At 35.1% G+C, this 19,852-nt stretch carries 18 protein-coding genes and 5 tRNA genes; 5 read left to right on the plus strand and 18 right to left on the minus strand.

The annotated features are described in order from the left end of the window. Positions 1 to 54: 54 nt before the first annotated feature. From mgtE to yjbM, 4 genes are read right to left on the minus strand one after another with little or no spacing between them, the layout of a single operon-like run. Positions 55 to 1,425 (minus strand): magnesium transporter, encoded by a 1,371-nt coding sequence (gene mgtE, locus N0K73_RS07660; protein ID WP_057974539.1) that lies wholly within the window; start codon positions 1,423 to 1,425, stop codon positions 55 to 57. Positions 1,426 to 1,435: 10 nt separating this feature from the next. Next, complete coding sequence (locus tag N0K73_RS07665; RefSeq protein ID WP_404825138.1) at positions 1,436 to 2,356, minus strand: RluA family pseudouridine synthase; 921 nt, start codon at positions 2,354 to 2,356, stop codon at positions 1,436 to 1,438. Further along, positions 2,322 to 3,125, minus strand: a complete 804-nt coding sequence (locus tag N0K73_RS07670) for an NAD kinase (protein WP_057974538.1) — start codon at positions 3,123 to 3,125, stop codon at positions 2,322 to 2,324. Before N0K73_RS07670 ends, N0K73_RS07665 begins: the two co-directional genes overlap by 35 nt. A gap of 32 nt (positions 3,126 to 3,157) precedes the next feature. Next, the gene (gene yjbM, locus N0K73_RS07675; protein WP_057974537.1) at positions 3,158 to 3,805 is read right to left on the minus strand and encodes a GTP diphosphokinase; all 648 of its coding nucleotides are present in this window, start codon (positions 3,803 to 3,805) and stop codon (positions 3,158 to 3,160) included. A 263-nt stretch (positions 3,806 to 4,068) separates the two neighbouring features. Here yjbM and N0K73_RS07680 point away from each other — a divergent pair, with 263 nt between their 5' ends. Beyond that, positions 4,069 to 4,701: a DsbA family protein gene (locus N0K73_RS07680; protein WP_181647455.1), complete on the plus strand. Its 633-nt coding sequence runs from the start codon at positions 4,069 to 4,071 to the stop codon at positions 4,699 to 4,701. A 49-nt stretch (positions 4,702 to 4,750) separates the two neighbouring features. On the opposite strand, the gene pepF is transcribed toward N0K73_RS07680, so the two are convergent. The 5 genes from pepF to N0K73_RS07705 form a co-directional block, all read right to left on the minus strand. Then, positions 4,751 to 6,571 carry an oligoendopeptidase F gene (gene pepF / locus N0K73_RS07685; protein WP_112251486.1) on the minus strand — a complete coding sequence of 607 codons (1,821 nt, stop codon included), beginning with the start codon at positions 6,569 to 6,571 and terminating at the stop codon, positions 4,751 to 4,753. A gap of 57 nt (positions 6,572 to 6,628) precedes the next feature. Further along, a complete protein-coding gene (locus N0K73_RS07690) occupies positions 6,629 to 7,762 on the minus strand; it encodes a competence protein CoiA (protein WP_112251484.1) in 1,134 nt (377 codons plus the stop codon). Between the two features lie 69 nt (positions 7,763 to 7,831). After that, positions 7,832 to 8,509 carry an adaptor protein MecA gene (locus N0K73_RS07695; RefSeq protein WP_112251482.1) on the minus strand — a complete coding sequence of 226 codons (678 nt, stop codon included), beginning with the start codon at positions 8,507 to 8,509 and terminating at the stop codon, positions 7,832 to 7,834. Positions 8,510 to 8,672: 163 nt separating this feature from the next. Next, positions 8,673 to 9,071, minus strand: coding sequence for a transcriptional regulator SpxA (gene spxA / locus N0K73_RS07700; RefSeq protein WP_112251480.1), 399 nt, complete (start codon positions 9,069 to 9,071; stop codon positions 8,673 to 8,675). Between the two features lie 405 nt (positions 9,072 to 9,476). Next, the gene (locus N0K73_RS07705) at positions 9,477 to 10,214 is read right to left on the minus strand and encodes an MBL fold metallo-hydrolase (protein ID WP_057974531.1); all 738 of its coding nucleotides are present in this window, start codon (positions 10,212 to 10,214) and stop codon (positions 9,477 to 9,479) included. A 176-nt stretch (positions 10,215 to 10,390) separates the two neighbouring features. Between N0K73_RS07705 and N0K73_RS07710 the strand changes: the two genes are divergently transcribed. Continuing rightward, positions 10,391 to 10,816, plus strand: a complete 426-nt coding sequence (locus N0K73_RS07710; protein WP_146302739.1) for an antibiotic biosynthesis monooxygenase — start codon at positions 10,391 to 10,393, stop codon at positions 10,814 to 10,816. Between the two features lie 28 nt (positions 10,817 to 10,844). Here N0K73_RS07710 and N0K73_RS07715 read toward each other — a convergent pair whose 3' ends face one another. Together N0K73_RS07715 and N0K73_RS07720 are read right to left on the minus strand one after the other, a co-directional pair. Next, positions 10,845 to 12,881, minus strand: a complete 2,037-nt coding sequence (locus tag N0K73_RS07715) for an ABC transporter permease (protein WP_112251476.1) — start codon at positions 12,879 to 12,881, stop codon at positions 10,845 to 10,847. Beyond that, positions 12,878 to 13,633, minus strand: a complete 756-nt coding sequence (locus N0K73_RS07720; protein ID WP_112251474.1) for an ABC transporter ATP-binding protein — start codon at positions 13,631 to 13,633, stop codon at positions 12,878 to 12,880. The genes N0K73_RS07715 and N0K73_RS07720 overlap by 4 nt, the downstream gene beginning before the upstream one ends. A gap of 141 nt (positions 13,634 to 13,774) precedes the next feature. Between N0K73_RS07720 and N0K73_RS07725 the strand changes: the two genes are divergently transcribed. Genes N0K73_RS07725 through N0K73_RS07735 form a run of 3 tightly spaced genes read left to right on the plus strand, consistent with a single transcriptional unit; the run spans position 13,775 to position 16,074 of the window. After that, positions 13,775 to 14,449 (plus strand): response regulator transcription factor, encoded by a 675-nt coding sequence (locus N0K73_RS07725; RefSeq protein ID WP_112251472.1) that lies wholly within the window; start codon positions 13,775 to 13,777, stop codon positions 14,447 to 14,449. A 9-nt stretch (positions 14,450 to 14,458) separates the two neighbouring features. Further along, a complete protein-coding gene (locus N0K73_RS07730) occupies positions 14,459 to 15,505 on the plus strand; it encodes a sensor histidine kinase (protein WP_112251470.1) in 1,047 nt (348 codons plus the stop codon). Positions 15,506 to 15,516: 11 nt separating this feature from the next. Continuing rightward, positions 15,517 to 16,074 (plus strand): M15 family metallopeptidase, encoded by a 558-nt coding sequence (locus tag N0K73_RS07735; protein WP_112251468.1) that lies wholly within the window; start codon positions 15,517 to 15,519, stop codon positions 16,072 to 16,074. Between the two features lie 92 nt (positions 16,075 to 16,166). Here the strand turns inward: N0K73_RS07735 and nrdG are convergent, their stop codons facing one another. From nrdG to N0K73_RS07770, 7 genes are all read right to left on the minus strand, one after another. Next, positions 16,167 to 16,754 carry an anaerobic ribonucleoside-triphosphate reductase activating protein gene (nrdG, locus tag N0K73_RS07740; protein WP_181647461.1) on the minus strand — a complete coding sequence of 196 codons (588 nt, stop codon included), beginning with the start codon at positions 16,752 to 16,754 and terminating at the stop codon, positions 16,167 to 16,169. Beyond that, complete coding sequence (gene nrdD, locus N0K73_RS07745; RefSeq protein ID WP_112251466.1) at positions 16,732 to 18,906, minus strand: anaerobic ribonucleoside-triphosphate reductase; 2,175 nt, start codon at positions 18,904 to 18,906, stop codon at positions 16,732 to 16,734. Before nrdD ends, nrdG begins: the two co-directional genes overlap by 23 nt. A 470-nt stretch (positions 18,907 to 19,376) precedes the next feature. Beyond that, positions 19,377 to 19,460, minus strand: a tRNA-Leu gene (locus N0K73_RS07750). A 12-nt stretch (positions 19,461 to 19,472) separates the two neighbouring features. After that, positions 19,473 to 19,543 (minus strand) — tRNA-Cys (locus N0K73_RS07755). A 55-nt stretch (positions 19,544 to 19,598) separates the two neighbouring features. Beyond that, positions 19,599 to 19,671: transfer RNA gene (locus tag N0K73_RS07760), tRNA-His, on the minus strand. A gap of 12 nt (positions 19,672 to 19,683) precedes the next feature. Continuing rightward, positions 19,684 to 19,757, minus strand: a tRNA-Trp gene (locus tag N0K73_RS07765). Positions 19,758 to 19,765: 8 nt separating this feature from the next. After that, positions 19,766 to 19,846 (minus strand) — tRNA-Tyr (locus N0K73_RS07770). Positions 19,847 to 19,852 lie beyond the last annotated feature (6 nt).

The raw sequence follows: 19,852 nt of genomic DNA on the forward strand, positions 1-19,852 counted from the left end.
TAAAACGCAATATAAAAAGCTCTAACCACTATGATTAGAGCTTTTTGTATTATGTTAACTTGTAATAAAAAACTTTAAAAATACTTGTGCAATACTGAAATAAATGAGCACAGATGTTAAATCACTTAACGTTGAAATGAAAGGACCTGATGCAACTGCCGGATCAACGCCTATTTTGTCCATCAAAATAGGAATGAAGCTACCGGCCAAGTTAGCAACGGTAATTGCACTCATCATTGCGAGTCCAATAACCATTCCTAATACAAAGTTACCCTTCCAAATTCCAACGATTAAGGTAACAGCAATACCCGTTACAACACCAATAACTAACCCCGTGAATACCTCACTAATAATTAGCCTAACCACACTTTGTTCCGTATCATCTTTAACAGCTAACCGTCGAACGGCAACGGCCAAACTTTGTGTTCCGGCATTACCGGCTGTCCCGGTAATCAAAGAAATAAAGACAGCCAAAATACTTGCTTCACTTAGCAAGCCCTCAAAATGGCTAACCAAACTTGCCGTCGACATCCCCAAAAATAATAACGTTATCAACCACGGTAATCGTTTTGAAGCCGCCTTAAATGGATTTTCAGTTTGTTCTTCAGTATCAACACCGGCCAAACCAGAGTAATCTTCAGCTGATTCTTCATCAATAACATCAATAATATCATCAACAGTAATCACACCGATTAATTGTTCATCGTAATTTGTAACTGGCATCGCCAAAAAATTATAATCACGAATCATTTTAGCAACGTCTTCTTGATCATCATCCGCTTTTACGGACATAACTGGCGTAGTCATGATATCACCAATTAATGCGGTCTCGTCACTCATCAATAAGTTTCTCAACGTCACGATTCCGAGTAATCGTTTATCATTATTAACAACATAGTCATAATAGATTGTTTCTGCATTTCCTGCTTCTTCTCTTAAAACTTGCATGGCAGAACTAACCGTTTGGTTAGAAACAATTGAAGCAAAATCAGTCGACATAATAGCACCGGCCGTTTTATCTTCATAATGGAGTAATGCCTTAATTTCATTGGCCTTGTCTTTATCCATTAACCCTAAGTACTTAGCCAACTTATGTTTATCAAGTTGTCCCAACAGATCAACTTCATTATCGGTATACATATTGTCCAATAATTCGGCAACATATTTCAGCGACATTTCATCAAAATATTTGACAGCTTCTTCGGGATCATCTTCAATAGCATCGAATGTATCACTTAATTCTTTAGGCGTTAAGTATTGGTAGACTCTTTGTCTTTGCTCTTTATCAAGTGTTGTAAATATTTCGGCTTGTTCATAAACATGTAAATCTGTAAATTCATTATGGAAATTATATCGTTGCCCTTTATCCAGCGAGTCGATAATTTCTTCAGTTTTTATTTGGTTATATTTTTCTGTATCTGCCATGCGAAGTGCCTCATTTATTTTTATTTATGAATTTCTGCATATCCAGTGCGATGGGACTTTGGACATTTACCATTCTGTGGGTAAACGGCTGGTAAAATTCAATCTCGCTGCAATGTAGTGCCTGCCGTTCCATTGGCATATCGACGTGTCCGCCATACAACGTATCACCAACTAAGGGATGTCCTGTTGACGCGAAATGAACTCGAATTTGGTGTGTCCTACCCGTATGCAGTTGAATTCTATACTGACTAGCGTCCTGCGTAGACCGCTCCAACCAATATTCCGTTGAAGCCACTTGACTACCTTCTCCATGCCCAACTTGTCGTTTGATAAACGATTCAGGATCACGTTGAATAGGCTCGTCAATGAGTCCATGATCATCTGTAAGCTTTCCTTCAACAAAGGCTGTATAAAACTTATTAATTTGATGATTTTGTAGTTGTTGATCTAGTAGCGCATGGGCAAACCGATGCTTAGCAAACAAAACGAGCCCGCTTGTATCACGATCGAGACGTGTCGCAATATGCGGAACAAATTCCTCTAAATGGCGATTATCATAATAACCTGCGACACGATTAATCAGTGTATCTTCTGGGTGCAAAAACGAAGGGATTGATGCAACGTGTGCAGGTTTATTAAGAATTAAAAAATCACGATCCTCGAATGCAATATCAATTGGAACAAATGATTTTTTCAACTCATTTTTATTTTTTTCAGCTGGTAATACAATACTTACCTTATCATTTTGTTGAATAAAGTCGATTGCCCATTGCTCATTGTCATTAACTAGGAGCCGTCCACCGCGATATTTAAGGGTTGCTAAAAGTCGCCTAGATACACCTTCGCCCTTCAAAAAAGTTTTCACTTTTTGGGGTGACGTCCCAGTATATTGCCAATCAATCTTCATAATCACTGCCAATAAATGCTTCATTCACACGTTTCCAAAAATCATTATGTCGATATTTTGCAAAACAGATGCGTTCCTTTGCTACCCGGTATTTTATCATCTTAATTTGCTTATTATGATAAATTTCCTGATCAACACTAAAAATAAAATCACCACTTTGCGTTGGTTTAAGTGTTATCCAATCATTTGAAGCCACAATCACGGGTGAACTCAACGTTCGAAACACTCGATTATTAATCGATGCAATTTCTGCCATTTGTAATGATTCAAGGCCAGGGTGAATGACTGCGCCACCAACGGATTTATTGTATGCCGTTGACCCTGTTGGCGTTGAAATACATAACCCATCTCCACGAAATTTTTCGAATAATTGATCACCAATATAGACATCCGTCACCATTGTATTATTAATTCGTTTTAATGTTGATTCATTTAGCGCAAGAAATTTTTCAGGCTCCGCGTCATAATATTCAACTTTAACATCTAATAATGGGTAGTTAATTGATTGTTTATTGTCTGATTGTAGGCTAATAACTAAATCATCAATTTCATCATCTCGCCAGTCCGTATAAAATCCCAAGTGCCCCGTATGGACCCCAACAAACCTGATATTTTGAAGATTATCTTGATAGTTTCTAAATGCGGCAAGTAATGTTCCATCACCACCAACCGTAATGACAATTTCGGGATCATCATTATCAATTGGTATATGCGCGTCCACTAATTTTTGATATAATTCCTTACTAACTTTTTGTGATTTTTTTCCATCGTTTTCAAAAATAGCAACTCTCATATGTACCCTCTTTTCCAAATATCTCTTGCTGCCTACTTATCATCTTTAGACTGATTTTTATTCAGGCCTTTACCATAAAATAAGTGTTGAGCTTCTTGAATTTCTTCTCTAATTTCGGACATTTCGGTATCTAATTTAAAAGCGGCCTCCGCTGCTCGCTCTAATCGTGCATTCAACTGACTAGGGAATTCGCCTTGATACTTGTAGTTCAAAGAATGTTCGATAGTTGCCCAAAAATTCATGGCTAATGTTCGAATTTGAATTTCAACAAGTACATTTTTTTCACCGTTTATCATTTGTACCGGATATTTAAGCACAATATGATATGATCGATATCCACTAGCTTTTTTATTCGTAATATAATCACGTTCTTCTACCACAGTCATATCGTTTCGAGAGCGCAATAAATCAACGACTTGATAAATATCATCGACAAACTGACACATAATGCGAATGCCAGCAATATCTTGCATATCAGTTTCCAGTCGCTCCTCTGAAATTTGACGTCGCTCAATTTTCTCTAAAATACTATCAACTGTCTTCACACGACTCGTTACAAATTCAATTGGTGAATGTTGACCAATACCTGTAAACTGCTTTCGTAATCCACGCATTTTAATTTTCATTTCTGAAACTGCCTGTTCATAAGGTCTAAAGAAATATTTCCAGTCTTCTACCATATCATCACTCTATTCTTTTAATCAATTTACTCATTTCATTTTAGCATAACTCAAGCGATTACATCCGATTTAGTCTCTCAATATCTATAAAATTAGAGAATAATGAGCTCATTTTTAGAAATCTTGATAATTAATAAGCGTTAATGATTGAAAAAAAAATAAAATTTGGTAAAGTAAGAATAGTTATTAAAACAGAAATGAAATCAAACCCCACACGCTCAATATATGATTTTAAATCTAATCAATTAATTGGAGGAATACTCTTGCTAGAAATCTATTTATTTGTCAACCCATTAGGCACTAAGTGTTTCAAATCTGAACAAAAAGTTTTAAATTATATTGATAATTCATCGAAAAAAGTTTCTTGTCAATTTGTGCCCATTTTAAATATGCAAATGATAAGTGATATCATGATTGAAAAGAATCTCGATACGCACAATTTAACGCTTCGGAATGAATTGGTTACGTCCCTTTATCAGGCTACTTTAGATTACAAAGCGGCCCTTTTTCAAGGTAAAAAGCTCGGCCGCGCATTTTTAATGGCCATCCAGGAATCTTTAGTTAAAGACAGCGCCTGTTATTCGGAAGCTCTCATTCAACGTGCTGCCAAGAGTGTCGGCCTTAATTTAGAAATGTTCACTGAGGACAGACGTTCTGATTTAGCAAAAAAATCATTTAAAAATGATCAAAAAATTGCTAACGACATGAATGTTACGGAACATCCCACGATTGTGATCAATAACATTGATGGTCTTGACTGCGGCATATCATTTCCAGATGTTGATCTTCTCAATCTATCAAAGATTTGCGCCGGCGATTTTAATTGTCAAGAAGTCTTACAGCAAACTGATTTTACTACTGCCAACAACCCACAAAATCAATTATACGTTTTATAAAATAAAAGATACGCTCGTAACCTTATTATTAAGATTACGAGCGTATCTTTTATTTTGCTAGTATTTCAGGTAATAATGCTTCTAATTCATTCAATCTTATTTCAAAAACAGAAAAAGCATTATCTAAATATTCCGATTTGGTCATATCAACGCCTGCTTTTTTCATGACATCAATTGGAAAATCTGAGCTCCCCGCTTTTAGATAAGTTAAATAATGATCTAGTGCATCTTTTTTACCACTCGTTATCCCTTCAGATAACGTTGTTGCCGCAGCAAACCCCGTTGCGTATTGATAAACGTAATAATTATAGTAGAAATGCGGAATCCTTGACCATTCCATGGCAATCTCTGGATCACGTTCTAAACTATCACCATAATATTTCTGATTTAAATCGGCATAGTAACTAGACAATTTATCAGCCGTTAACGGATTTCCAGCAGCATCTTCCTCGTGAATCCAATGTTCAAATTCAGCAAATTGTGTTTGACGGAAAACCGTTCCCTTAAAGCCATCCAAATAATAATTAAGTAGGAATGCCCTTACTTTAGGATCTGTTTGTGTTTTTAATAAATAATGAGTTAATGTATTTTCATTAGTTGTTGAAGCAATCTCTGCCAAAAAGATTGGGTAATCACCATATAAATAAGGTTGATTATGATGTGTATAGTAGCTATGGACACTGTGACCCATTTCATGCACAAGTGTGTACAAATTATTTACGTTATTCTGCCAATTTAATAACATATAAGGGGCCGTGTCGTACATACCAGATGAATAAGCACCACTTCGTTTCCCTTGGTTTTCGACAACATCAATCCAACGGTCATCAAACGCTTGTTGAACATGGCTCAAATAATCAGGGCCCATTTCGTGTAACGCTTTTAGTGCTTCATCTTTTGCTTCATCATGGGTGTAACTTAATGCCGGTTCACCGGTCATTGGTGTATACAAATCATATGAATGCAGTTTTTCAACATTTAATATTTTCTTTCGTAACGTAACATAACGATGTAACAAGGGTAAATGTTTATTTACTTGCTCCACCAACGTATTATAAACAATTTCCGGTATTTGATTATTTGATAATGACGCATCCCGGGCATTTTCGTAGTGTCTAATTTGTGCACTATAATTATGAACTTTTACATGACTTGACAGCGTAGAAGCTAATGTATTCTGGAATTGTCCATAAACTTCGTACAGTTTTTTAAAGGCTTGTTCTCTCACGCTTCTATCTGTTGACTCCAAAAGAACACCATAGATTCCTTGCGATAATTGGACATCATTTCCACGTTCATCTTGGACTACTGGGAATTTCAAATCCGCATTATTTAATATTTCAAATGTTTTAGATGACGCACCAAAAATATCGCTAGCTCCGGCCAATAATGTTTCTTCGGCATGAGAAAGAACGTGCGCCTTTTCCATTAATAAACTATCAAAAAAATGCTGATAACCTTTTAACTCTTGGTTATTAGCAATAAATTGATCCAAAGTCGCCTTTGGCATCGCGATAATTTCAGGTTCCAACCAAGAAACAGCTGCCGAAACTTTAGCCGCCAATGACCCGGCCCTAGCGTTTAAAGCCTGATATGTTGGATTTTCTGTATCTTGATCATTCTTTAAATTAGCATATACATAAACTTTTTCGAGCATTCGTTCAAGGTCAAAAATAGATTTCAATCCAATCAAGAGTGCTGAATCGTCTTGACTTAATGTTCCTTGGAGGTTCGAGATCGTCAACACGGATTTTTCGATTTTCTTATAATCTTCTTCGAATAGTGCGTCCGACCGATATACTTTTTTGACATCCCACGTTAATTTTTCCGGTACTTCTTCACGTTTTGGTAATTGTTTAGCCATTGTCATAAAATCCCTCCAAATATCATTTATTTACACTTATAAGATAACATATTTTTAATCAAACTATTCACTAAATGCACAAGATCGGCATAACTTTTCTTTTTTTAATGTTGCATCGTTCGCCCATTCAATTTTACGACATATCTCGTAATTCCCCGTTGTATCAATTGGCATTATAATTTGATTTTTAATCAGACTTTTCACACAAGCATCATTAACTTGTTTCCGTGCTAACTGATTAACAAAAGGTAATTCAAAAAACATTTTAGTTATTTTTTGATGTTTCATAAACATTAACTCAATCTCACTTCTAGTTATACTATCTGCCATCACTTCTTGTAATTCCAGAACAACTCGAATTCTCCAAAAAATATCTTCATGTTGATAAATAGGCGGTAGTCGTGATTCACTCAAACAGCATAATGGGAATCCCATAAAAAGCTGGCGTCGCGCATAACAATAATCTATTTGATTTTTTAAATATCGATTAAGATAATGGCAGTTTTTCTCTAATTTTGTTAACTGCCCCGCTAGTTCACTTCGTGTTAAAGCCAAATTTCTGTTTCTAGAATTTATCTTAATAAACAACATTAAGGCCGTCGCATCAGTAAATATCCCCGTTCGATACCTTAATCCATACAAATTCTCAAAACACAGCTCATACTTTAATACTAAACATTGCTTTTCCGCATCGAGATAAACCAAGAAATAACCAATATTTTTATGAAAGTTTATAAACATAGCTTGCTGCTGCGTTAATCTTTGACCTAACATGTGTCGTTTACCTAATATCCAAAAAATTCTATACCCGTGCTCTTTATACCCCTTGGTTCTTTTACGAAAAGGGTCGAGCGATAAAGGACTACATTGATACTCTACAACTAATTGGCTGTTCCTTAAATTAATTAAAACGTCCGGTCTTTGCTTGATTTCCGGTAAGTATTCTTCAATCTTAGCTTGTTTATGTCTTTTCTCCGCCCATAGTTTTATTAATTTTTTACCAATTACGTGTGCGTCAGTTTCACCTTCTGAAAAATAATGACATGTTTTTTTGTAGTGCGCAAAATGGGCTTGCTTTTGGGGCCCATTTTTATAAGTAACGCGCTCTTTGCATCCGGGACAAAAATAGTTATGCCCTCGCTTGAAGTCCGTCGCGCAAACTAGCTCTTCATGGTGTTCCATTTTTGCATATATCATTTAACTTCTCCTTATCACAATTAAAATACGCAAAAAAATAAACAAACCAACCATAAAAGGTTAATTTATTTATTTGAAGTATTTTCTTGCTTCAGAAAGTGCATCATCTGACATGATCTTTTTCCCACGTTCTTCCAAAAAAGACCCAGTTGAAGGCACAACTTGTGCATACTCTAACGCGACAGCGATATCATTTTCGATTGTTTCTTTTGTTGTGTTATCTTTATCAAAAATTAATTCTAAAAAATATTTATCTTGAACCTTAAATAAATTACTTTGTGTACTCGTTGGTCTAAAAATTTTGGCGAGTTGAATAAAATCTTCAAAATCTCCAAATTCAAACGTTCTCGTTTGAGCCGCTTTTTGGTAGCCCGTTCCTTTAACTGTGTTCCGTAATTCGCCATCAGCATCTTCTAGCTCAGATAGTCTGTCCTTTATGAAACTGCCTAAATCGTCTTCCTCCGACAAATCAGAGATATTTATTTCTTTAGGGTTTTGAATATCTTCTGGCTTACCACGACTAATAAACAACTCTAACCCGTCTCGATTAGGTAAAACTTGGAATGTCACTGCTTCATTATTTTCAAATTCGTGTTCTGTATCTACTTCGCGTAAAATACTATAAAAGAAGTCTTCAATTTGAGTTCTATTACCCAATAAATCTAAAACGGTAATACCCCTTTTAGACAAATCTTCATCTTCTACTAAAACTCGAATCGTATTTTCATTTATTTTTTCCATTTTCATTGCTTATCACCCATCTTTCTGACAACTATCTTAATTTTAGCTAATATTCACCATTTGTAAAGAAATTCAGCCTAAATAAAAAATTCAGGAATGTTCATCCCTGAATTTTAACATGTTGCCCTAGTAAAGGCTAATATTCTAACGTTTTTTAATTTTAACTTAATTAAAATCCAGCAAGTAACTGCGCCTTTTGTAATTCTAAAGCTCGCACATCTCTTGGTAAGAAACGACGAATTTCATCTTCATTGTAGCCAACTTGTAGACGTTTTTCATCCAAAATAATTGGACGACGTAATAAGCCGGGATTCTCTTGAATTAATGAAAATAATTGTTGAAGTGGTAGATCATCTAAGTCCATATCTAATTCTTGGTAGACTTTTGATCGTTTTGAAATAACTTCTTCTGTTCCATTTTCAGTCATTTGCAAAATTGTTTTAATTTCATCAATGTTGAGAGGCTCAGAAAAAATGTTACGTTCTTGGAATGGAATATTATTTTCCTTAAGCCATGCACGTGCTTTTCGACATGATGTACAACTTGGTGAAGTGTATAAGGTTACCATATGCTCTCTCTCCTTTTAATAAAAAAAATTATCAATTACCATAAACTTATTGTAACTTATTATTCAGCAAATTACTATCATTTTATTAAAAAAATTTACTAATTAACGCGATTGATAATCGTACATTTATATCTAAATTGTTCATTTAAAACAAATATTATTACACTTATACCACAAATGGTTTTTATCGTTTTACAACGTTATCATAAAAATTTTATAGTTATTATTATTTAAGAAAATATAATATACATTTTCTTAAATAATTAATCATGCGTTATTATCCTTTTATACTTACTAAAAGTACGTAACGACGGCTTGAAACGCATGTTCATGCTAATTCAGTATTTTTATTAACAATAAAAAAAAAATACATATTGTTAAAATAATTTAACAATATGTATTCGATTACAAAATTACTTTTAAATATTTCTCTGCAAGTAAAACAGTCACATCCTCACCAGCTTCTAACTCCGCTTGTTGCTTTAATAATTCATGCGACCCCATTGCCGGTAAATGGGTTAATAGCAACCTTTTAACATGATTAATCCGTGCAAATCTTCCAGATTCACCCGCCGTCATATGCCATTTTTTACCAACTTTATCATTAAAGAAATTTGTATCAGTCATTAATAAATCTGCATTTTGGCTAATTGTGTTTAATTTCTCGTCATAGGCGGTATCTGCTGTAAAAACAAATACCTTACCAGTTGCACTCTCCGTGATTTTCATGGCATACGCGGGTACTGGATGAATTGTTTCTATAAATTCAAAAACAAACGGCCCAATCTCTACGACTTCTCCATTTGTATAACCGACTCCGACCGTAGCATCCGCCCAAGTGAGCTTACTAAATGCCTCTTGATCGATTTTAGGCCCGTAAATAGGTAAGGCCTTAGAAACTTCATCCCCGTTAATCTGCCAATCGTATTGTAGAACACCAACGTCTGCAATATGGTCTTGGTGATAATGTGATAACACAACTGCATCTAGATTTAAGGGGTTCAATTTCTGCTCTAAACTGAGCATAGCCCCACTACCGCAATCTAATAATAAATTAAATCCGTTACTTTGAATCAAGTAAGAACTGGTTCCAATCTCATGTGCTGGATACCCGCCATAAAATCCTAATATTGTCAACTTCATTTTTAATTATCCTTCCCTTTGCTTTTGCGTCTCGGATGCCATTTTTTTGGACTATACTTAGGGATGAATTAAAGAAAATTGGAGATGTATCTTTGATAAATCGAATAAATACAGCGCTAGGCGCAGAATATTTTTTAAAATCTATTGTCAGAAATAACTCATCACGATCTTTTATTATGCTAAGTCCTATTGTTAAGTATAATAATTCATACCTGCTGGACATATCCGATGATAATTCTATTTTCTATTCTGGATTAGACTTCCGTGTTAGATATCATGTGGGTGAAGACTCCTGGCAAGGGTTCTACCATTTTAAGTATATTACATTAAGCGATGAAGAAAGCAAGGTATACTTAGCTCAGGTACAAAGCTTCATCAGTAAACAAAAAAATCCCGACGGCATGGTTGCTTATTACACCTTACAATCATTGTCTAAAGGTTACAATTACGTTTTTTTAACTATCTGGAAACAACAATCTGACTTTGCCAATTGGCGTAAAAGTTCAGATTACGAACAACTGAAGTATTACGAAAGTGAATTTCAAGTCACCCCTGTGGATGCATTGTATACAGTTAATGAATTCATAAATATTAAAGGTTAAGTTACTTTTTTAAGTGCTTAACCTTTTTTTAGTTTCTATTATTAATAATTCGGTTCAAAACGTGCGCAGTGATCAAAAATAATCCGTAGTACATCGCATAGAAGGTTCCCCAGAAAAATATAATGACATTGATATTTGGTAAATCAAATAAGGCCACATAAATATTAAAGGTGAACAACGCTTCGATTGACCCTAAAATAACTGGAATTAAAAATAGTCCAGCCGTCTGCTGATAAACGATACGTCGAATCTCCTTATTGGTTACGCCTAAACTCTGCATCAACGAATACGTTTTCTGATTTTGTCTAAGATCTACCATTTGTTGCAACATCATAATACTACAAGTTGCGACTACTAAGATAATACTGATAAAACAAGTTACATATATAAAAAAGCCCGTTAATTGAGTGACGTTTTTTGCAACTTGTTTCCTAACGCCTACGTTTTGGTAATGGTAACGGGACTTGGATTGAGCGGAAAAATTATAGTGTGTATTTTCCAGAGAAGTTCCAGTTAACTGCAAATAGGTTTGTTCTTTTGCCTGATCATCAAGTTTATGTCCAAAATCATTTTCGCTTTGCGCAAATGCTTGATACTTTTTAATATCAATGGCTGTTAGATTATATCGCGTATCACTTTTAACGCCGTTATATACCTTATCATCAACAATCATCAAATTTTTAACATAATGGGTTTCACCATATGGAAAGATACTCTGATATTTTTGTATTTTTAACTGATTCAATGATTCTTGATCAAAATGAATCAACTGTTTTTCGCCGTCAATTTGATATCTCGCTAGCTTATGTAAAATCATTATTGACTCATTTGACTTAATTTTAATGGGTTCTAATCCACCTTGAATCCTACGAGCACGATTGTAATCAGATTCTGACATAATTGTTATCGGGGTAATTTGGGGTTTACTGCTATTTTTTTGATTTAATTGAACGCTCGTCCGCATTGGTATAATTTTAAAATGTCCGGTAACCTGCTGCTTTATCTCTAACTGATTTTCTTTTAACACTTTTTTTACGGTTGCCAAATGATAATTATCCGTTATGAAGTGAGCCGGTGCAACCTGATCAATCGTCTTTTGCGCATACGAATATAATGTAGCCATCCCAATAAACGCAGACAATGAAAACATAATTAACAAGGTCATCAAGCTCAACATCACCGCATTTTGTCTCAGATTACCTTTCAAATTAGAAAAAGCGAGTAATCTCCCCCCTCGATACATAAAATGGTGCCACTTTTGCATCAATCTTAACAGAATAGGTATCAAACAATAGAAGACCAAGAGGGTTCCTAAAATAATCATCACTGCAATCATAACAATGACCAACAAATAATCATTTCTACGTAGCCAAATATTAAAAATAGGTCCGAGCTCTTCAAAATTAACTGCTAAGTATAAGGGAACTCCAATTAGAAAAAGACTAACGATGGCTAGAAGACGTTTAAATGATCCGAAATGTTCATTACTAGCACCATCATTGTGTGTAAATAATGAAATTAACTGTTTACGGTAGATAATACTCGAATTAATAACAGACATCACTAAAAAGATGACATTAAAGATTAAGACAGTATTAATTAAACTCCGCCAAGATACGATAATATTTGTATCCGCCGTGATCACCATAGCCCTCAGTAGGATCATTGCAAATAATTTAGAGAAAAGTGCACCAACGGCTAAACCTATCATCAATGCAATATTACCCAGAATCAAATTTTCAACGAACAACATCGCAGCAATCTGACTCTTCTTAACTCCAAGAAGATGATAAACGGCAATTTCCTTTTCTCGTCGTTTGGCCACAAAAAGATTGGTATACATCATAAAACAAGCAATAAAAATTAAAATTAAGAAGCTACTAATTTGTAACGTCACAGATATTGGTAATTCTACGCGTGAATTTTGTGTTAATTCTTTATTAAAAGACATTGATAAGAAGGAAAAATACACAGTAACGGCAATTGAACTGGCGATTACATAAATTAAATAATCCCAAAAACTTCGTCGAACACTTTTTAAAACGATATTTGCCAATGGTTTCATTGTTCTCCTCCACCAATGGCGGCTTGCATATCAATTATTTTTTGGAAAAAATCTTTTCTTTGTCCGTCTCGCCTAATTTCAGCAAACACGTGTCCATCCTTAATAAAAATAATCCTTTTACAATAACTAGCCGTAAATGCATCGTGCGTGACCATCATGAGCGTCATTTTTTGTTTTTCATTTACGTCCGTTAAATACTGCAATAACTCTGTAGCAGCTTTTGAATCCAAGCTACCGGTTGGTTCATCCGCAAATAACATCTTAGGTTCTGTTATGATAGCTCGGGCAACTGCTGCCCTTTGTTGTTGCCCTATTGAGACTTCATTTGGGAACCGTTCCAAAATAGTATTTAAATTTAAGACGGTTGCAATATTGGCAAGCTTTTCCTCAATTGTTGCCACATTCAATTTGTCCAAAGCCAGTGGTAAGATAATATTTTCTCGAATTGTTAAAGAATTCAGTAAATTAAAATCTTGAAAAATGAACCCTAATTTCTGGCGTCTAAATTCTGATAGTTTTTTTTCATCATATTGTGTAACGTCCTGATTATCAATCTTTATGTGTCCAAAAGTAGGTTTATCGATTGTTGACATAATGTTTAGCAATGTCGTTTTACCAGCACCAGAAGGCCCCATGATACCAACGAACTCCCCTGGATCAATGACAAATGAAATATTGTCAATTGCAGTTGACCGATTAAACTTCATACCATAAATTTTTTTTACGTGATCTACTTCAATGAATGCCATAATTTTGTCCCTCCGCTACTCAATATTATACCTAACAACGGGGCGCTTAGCCTAATATTTATTTATACCTCTCGTCCATTTGAATTTACCATTAAAAACCGGTATTGTAAGGTAAATACGTTTCTAACTTAAAGAGGTGACAATATGTTTAATATAATGATTGTAGAAGATGATAAAACAATTGCTAATATTACCGCAGATAGCTTGGCAAAATGGCGATTCAATCCCATTTTAACTAACGATTTCAGTAAGATTGATTTAGAATTTATTGAAAAAAAACCACATTTAGTTTTATTAGACATTAACTTGCCAGATTTTGATGGTTTTTACTGGTGTAAAAAAATCCGTGAAACATCTAATGTTCCAATCATATTTATATCTAGTCGTAATACCAATATGGATATGGTGATGGCCATGAATATGGGTGGCGATGACTTTGTCAGCAAACCCTACTCAATGGAGGTTCTAGTCGCCAAAATTTCTGCTCTATTACGTCGCACATACAATTACGTGGAAATGGGACCTGAGACACTTGAACATAATGGTCTCTTCTTAAATCTACAAAATGGAACCGCTAAATTTAATGATGAAATTATTGATTTATCAAAAAATGAGTATCAATTACTTCAATATTTAATGCGTCAAACGGGTAAAATTGTCAGTCGTGAAAAATTACTCCGTGAACTTTGGGAAGACGAACATTTTGTAGACGATAATACATTAACCGTTAATATTAACCGCGTACGTAAAAAAATTGCACATGCAGGACTGCCTAATTTCATTGAAACAAAGGTCGGCCAAGGCTATATCATCCCCTAGGAGGCATCCATGACATTTTTTAAGTACCTTTCAGATAAGATATTCTCAATTATTTTCTTCATATTTGGTATTTTATTAGTCAATCTTATCCTGTGGTTAGATCCATTTCATGAGATTGTTTTATCCACATTAACGTATATTGACGTGTTAATTATGTTAATCTCGACCGCTTTTATCACGACGCGATACTGGTTCAGTCGTCGATGGTATCAAAAATTCAGTACGCCAATTGATGCATCAGCAACAAATTTGTCATTACCAATTACGGGTGCACATTCCAATGAACAGCAAATGTATCAGGTGTATATTAATTCATTATTGAGTGGTCACCAAACACAATTAAATAACGTTCTATCAAAACAACAAGAACAAGAAGACTTTCTGAATGCATGGATTCATGACATTAAAGTCCCTTTAACCGCAATTCAATTGCTGATTGAAACATCAGATGGTAAACTGTCCGAAAAACAAGTTATGCAAACTGAAATTGAATTAAAAAAGATTGAGAATTTCGTGGAGCAAGTTATTTATTATTCTCGTTTAGATAGTTTTTCAAATGATTATTTAATTCAAGATTACTCACTTAAAAAAATAGTTAACCTTGTTATTCGAGACAATATGAACTTATTTTTCTCGAAACATATTCGCTTCACTTTCAAAAATGAAGATATCTCCGTTTTAACTGACTCCAAGTGGTTACGCTTTATTTTAAATCAGATAATTACCAACTCGCTAAAATATACGCCAGAGAACGGTGAAATTTCTATTTCTTTAACTGACACCAGGAAAGAAACCACGCTATCAATTAAAGATACCGGAATTGGAATTCCAAAAGTTGATTTAGCCCGCGTTTTTGAAAAAGGCTTCACTGGGAATAACGGTCGACAATTTAACCAAAATGCTACAGGCTTAGGTCTTTACTTAGCAAACCAACTGAGTCACAAATTAGGTCACAAATTATCAATAGATTCTTCAGTGAACAAAGGCACAATGGTAACCATTACTTTCCCAAAACTTGCCTATTATAATGATGAAATGGGCAATATTCTTCGATAGGAGGCATTACTATGTTATCAGAAATTGAACTCGGTTTTACAAACGTAAAAACTATTGACCCAGATATTATCGTGGATTTACGATATGCCACAAAAAATAACTTTACCAACCAAATTATCTATGACTTTTCGGCGGCCATTGCAAGAACGGGAACCGTAAAAAAGCTTGGTATCGCCAGTAAATTACTTAAGGTACAAGGTTATCGTTTGAAAATTTGGGATGCCTACAGACCCGTTTCGGCTCAAGAAAAATTGTTTGAAGTGTATCCTGATCCCAATTTCGTTGCGAAACCAAATCCTAATTTTAGCCATCAAAAAGGCGTTACATTTGATTTGACAATCTGTGATTTAAACGGAAAAGAACTCGAAATGCAAAGTGAATTCGACGATTTTTCAAAACGAGCCGGAAGAAATTACAACAGAACGACACAACAACAACGTAACTACGACGTGTTAAATAATGCAATGATAACGGCCGGATTCATCGGATATTCCGAAGAATGGTGGGACTACAGAGATTCTGATATGGATGCCTATACACCTCTCAGCGCAAATCCAAATGACTACTAAAAAACGCTTTACTCTAAGAATAATCTTAGAGTAAAGCGTTTTTAATTTAAATGAAATACATATAGGCAACTTAGCCATAAATAATCATATGATTATTTCAATAATTTATCCCATAAAACGACTTCACCAGTTGCTAACGACTTTTGAACGTCAATAATTCTTTGATTTGAACTACCCCTGAATTGTAAAGTTAAATCTTTTTTTGGTAACTCAAATCGACCATCAACCAAAATATCTATTTTTGAAAGTAATTCAAGTTTATCATCAGATTCAAGCATTAACTCATCCCAGGTGTAACCTGTCCAAGACCAAATATCTTTTGTCCAAGCGTAGGTGTCACGAATACGATTGACTAGACTCAAACAAACCTGTGTATTAACAAATGGCTCCCCACCCAGTAAAGTCAATCCCTGGCAATAATCCTCACTCAAATCCACTATAATCTGATCTTCAAGTTCCTTAGTATAAGGCGTGCCATATCTAAAATTTTGAGCCGCTTTATTATAGCAGCCAGGACATGCGAATAAGCATCCACTAACGTATAAACTACAACGAACACCCTCACCGTCGACAAAATTAAAAGGTTTGTACGATGCCACATATTGTTGACTTAACTCGCTTGCCATCCATTCTTTAGGTTGCGGATTTCTGGGCGTTCTAATTCTCTTTTGTCGTTCCATCATCAACCATTCCTAAACTCATATTTTTAACACGAGAGGCAATCTCTTTGTGACGACCATGAACCATTGGACGTTGTTGTGGATTACCTAAATACCCACACGTTCGCTTAACAACATCACATGTTTTAGGATCGTGATTCTGACATTTAGGACATTCAAATCCGCGTTCAGTAGGATTAAATTCACCATCGAAGCCACATTGATAACAGTGATCAATGGGCGTATTCGTCCCTAGATAGCCAATTTTGTCGTAAGCCCAGTCCCAAACGGCTTCCAAGGCATTAGGATTTTGACGTAAATTAGGATATTCACAATAATGAATAAACCCACCAGACGCATATTTAGGATATGCCATTTCGAATGATAGTTTTTCAAATGGCGTTGGATTTTTCCTAACGTCATAATGAAAACTATTTGTATAATATTCTTTCGCCGTAATATCTTTAATTTCACCAAATTTTTCAGTGTCCAAGGTACAAAAACGATCAGTTAATGATTCACTTGGTGTAGAGTAAACGCTAAAATGATAATCATATTCTTCAGACCAATCTGAACAATAATCCTTAAGACGTTTTAAAATATCGACTGTAAATTTATGTGCCTCTTCATTTTTTTCCCAATTAGGACCAAAAAAGACAGTTCCAACTTCATATAATCCAATATAACCCAAGGAAATTGTTGCACGTCGATGCAGAAATAAATCATCAACATTGCCATCTGGCTTCAATCTCTTTCCAAAAGCCCCATGTTGATACAAAATAGGTGCATTTTCGGGTACTGCTTCCTTAACACGATTAGCTTTAAACACAAGTGCCTCTTTACAGAGTTGGATTTTCTCCCTGAATATATCCCAGAATAAATCAATATCACCATGTGATTCTAAAGCAATTCGAGGTAAATTCACGGTAACCACACCCAGATTCATACGGCCTGAATTAACCTCATTACCATTTTCATCTTTCCATCCTTGTAGAAAACTACGACAGCCCATGGGCACCTTAAAACTGCCCGTAAGCTCTTTTATCTTATCGTACATTAAGATGTCAGGATACATTCGCTTCGTCGCACAATCGACGGCCAGTGCCTTAATGTCGTAGTTAGGATCACCAGGTTTTAGATTCAAATCTTTTTTTATTGTGAACACTAACTTTGGAAAAATTGCTGTTCGATGTTCTCGACCTAATCCTTTAATCCTGATTTTTAGAATTGCAATTTGAATTTCACGTTCGATCCAACTTTCACCCAACCCAAATCCGAGCGTAGTAAATGGTGTTTGCCCTTGCGATGAAAATAGCGTATTAATCTCATACTCTAATCCTTGCATTGCATCGTAAATGTCTTTACTAGTTTTAAGTTTAGCAAATGCCATTTGCTTATCTGAATCAAGAATCCATTCTTTTGCATCAATTAAGTGTTTTTCATAATTTAACTGTGCAAATGGGGCCAATAACTCATCAACTCTATCTGCAGAACAACCGCCATATTGACTTGAAGCGACGTTAGCAATAATTTGTGCCATTTGAGCAGTGGCCGTCTGGATTGAATGTGGACTTTCAACTTCTGCATTTCCAATTTTAAATCCATGAGTCAACATTTCTTTAAAATCGATTAAACAACAATTAGTCATAGGACTCCATGGTGTGTAATCTAAATCATGATAATGGATAGAACCGCGTAAATGAGCCTTAGCAATTGATTCTGGCATTAATTTTAAACCTAAAGTCTTACCAACAGTGCCAGCCGTTAAATCCCGTTGTGTGTTAAAAACATTACTGTCTTTATTAGCATTCTCATGAATAATTGTTGAATCCTTATGTAACAATTTCTCTAACCGATCAGCAGGATCAGTTTGCTCTCTCCAACGTAGCTCATCTCGCGTTCTGTATTCTTGATAATTATGTAACGCGTCGCCATATCCTAATTCCTTATATACATCTACTATTAAATTAAACATAGTCGATGCATCAACACTATGGCGGTCATTCAATTTTGTTAACATTAACGTTTTGAATTGGTCCCGTTCTTGAGAAGAATGCAACCTCTCTAACGTACTTCCCATAACCTTTCGCATTAAAAATTTAACTTTACGACCATCGCGCTTTACAAATATAATAGGTCCTTTTATTTTTAATATTGAATTATCATTTTTCATAAATGGACTTCCTTTTCTTTTTCGAATAAATCTATATTACTTGATTATCCTTTACAAAACAACAATATATAGTGTGCAACAATATCTATAAGTCTATATGTCGGATTACATGATACCTGCTACCGTTGATGTTAAGCCAAACAATTCAATACCATTTTTCAGACAGATATATTATAAACTTAAAAAAAATCGTATCTGATCTACATAGATATTCCAAAAAATGGCTTATCAATCTCTATAATACTCAAAGATATTCTTAACGAAATTAAAAAGAATAAATAACGCAAATAAAACTAACATACTGATATTTAACCGTTGTCCCCATGGCATATATCCGTAAATCATGATATTTACGAACTTAAAAAGGACAACAATCTGTAATTCTCTATCATTTCCTATAATTTAGGGCAAAAAAAAAGCCCATAAAATAGGCTTTTAAGTTTTATAATATTCTCCATAATGCTTAATAATACCGGTGATCGGGGTCGAACCGATACTCCATTGCTGGAACTGGATTTTGAGTCCAGCGCGTCTGCCAATTCCGCCACACCGGCATAATTCGTGTAAGGCGGTAACCGGATTTGAACCGGTGATGAAGGTTTTGCAGACCTCTGCCTTACCACTTGGCTATACCGCCATATAATTGTAATAACTTATGAAATCAATTATTACTTGATATAACCCTAATAAAGGGCGACATGTGGGAATCGAACCCACGCGTGCCGGAGCCACAATCCGGTGCGTTAACCACTTCGCCAATATCGCCAAAACAAAAAATGGCAGGGGTAGTAGGAATTGAACCCACACTGACGGTTTTGGAGACCGTAGTTCTACCTTTAAACTATACCCCTGTAAAAAATGGAAGAGAGTGGATTCGAACCACCGAACCCGAAGGAGCGGATTTACAGTCCGCCGCGTTTAGCCTCTTCGCTACTCTTCCAAAATA

Origin of the sequence: Dellaglioa algida, assembly GCF_030127605.1 — a bacterium.
Lineage (GTDB): Bacteria > Bacillota > Bacilli > Lactobacillales > Lactobacillaceae > Dellaglioa > Dellaglioa algida.